This is a genomic window from Sandarakinorhabdus rubra, assembly GCF_010994245.1.
In the GTDB taxonomy this organism is placed as follows: Bacteria; Pseudomonadota; Alphaproteobacteria; order Sphingomonadales; family Sphingomonadaceae; genus Sandarakinorhabdus; species Sandarakinorhabdus rubra.
Window position 1 is genome coordinate 1 of record NZ_WMHO01000387.1, and the last position, 1,083, is coordinate 1,083.

Below are 1,083 nucleotides of genomic sequence, written 5' to 3' on the forward strand. Positions count from 1 at the left end.
GCTGGCCGAATGTGCCACGGCCGCCGAAGAAGCACAGGTGGTGGCGCTGGCCCTGCGCGAGGCGCTGGAGGAACCGGGCCGCACAGCCGCGCTGATCACGCCCGATCCGCTGCTCGCCCGCCGGGTGGCCGCGCATTGTCGGCGGTGGGGCATCGCAATCGACAGCAGCGCCGGCACGCCGCTGCCACTCACCCCGCCGGGTGCGCTGCTGCTGGCGCTGGTGGAGGCGATGGCAGAGGCCTTCGCCCCGGCGCGTCTGCTGGCGGTGCTGAAGAACCGGCTGGTGGCCGAGGGGCCGGGTGACCTCGCTGCCGGTACCCGCGCCGCAGATATTGCGTTGCGGGGCGTGCGGCCGCCGCCGGGGTTGGAGGCCGCCGGCGAGGCGATCAACCGCTGGACCGCCGATCACGCTGACGACCGCAGCGCCTTCATGGATGCGTGGTGGGAGCGGGTGGCCACTGCCGTGATGCCGCTCGAAACACTGCGTGAGGCCGGCCAGTTCACGCTGCCGGCGCTGATGACGGCGCTGCGCGAGGCGCTGTCGGCACTGGCGGGAGAGGGCGGCTGGGCCGGCCCGGCCGGGCGCCAGTTGGCCACGCTGGTGGCCGAGGTGGAAACCCATGGTGGCCTTCTCGGGCCGATCACGCCGCTGGAGGCGCCGGCGCTGCTGGCGGCGCTGGTCGGCGGGCAGACGGTGCGCGTGCCCGGCATGGGCCATCCGCGCCTGGCCATCCTGGGGCCGGTCGAGGCGCAGCTGACCCGGGCAGAGTTCGTGGTCCTGGCCGGGCTGAACGAGGTAACCTGGCCCGGCCGCCCGGCGCCCGATCCGTGGCTGGCCCCGGCGATCCGCGCCCGCCTGGGCCTGCCCGGCACGGCGCGCGCGCAAGGGCTGGCGGCCCAGGATTTCCTGAGGGCCGCCGCGGCGCCCCGCGTGCTGATCACCCGCGCGCGCCGCGATGCGGCTGGCCCGCAGGTGCCATCGCGCCTGTGGCTGCGGCTGCTGGCGCACCTCGAACGCGATGGCGCCACGATTGCGCGGCGCGATGACCTGCTGGATATTGCCCGCCGCATCGATGCCGGCGC

At 75.4% G+C, this 1,083-nt stretch carries 1 pseudogene; it reads left to right on the plus strand.

From position 1 onward, the window contains the following. Positions 1-1,083 (plus strand): annotated as a pseudogene (locus GJV64_RS15710) (double-strand break repair protein AddB); the annotation flags it as partial.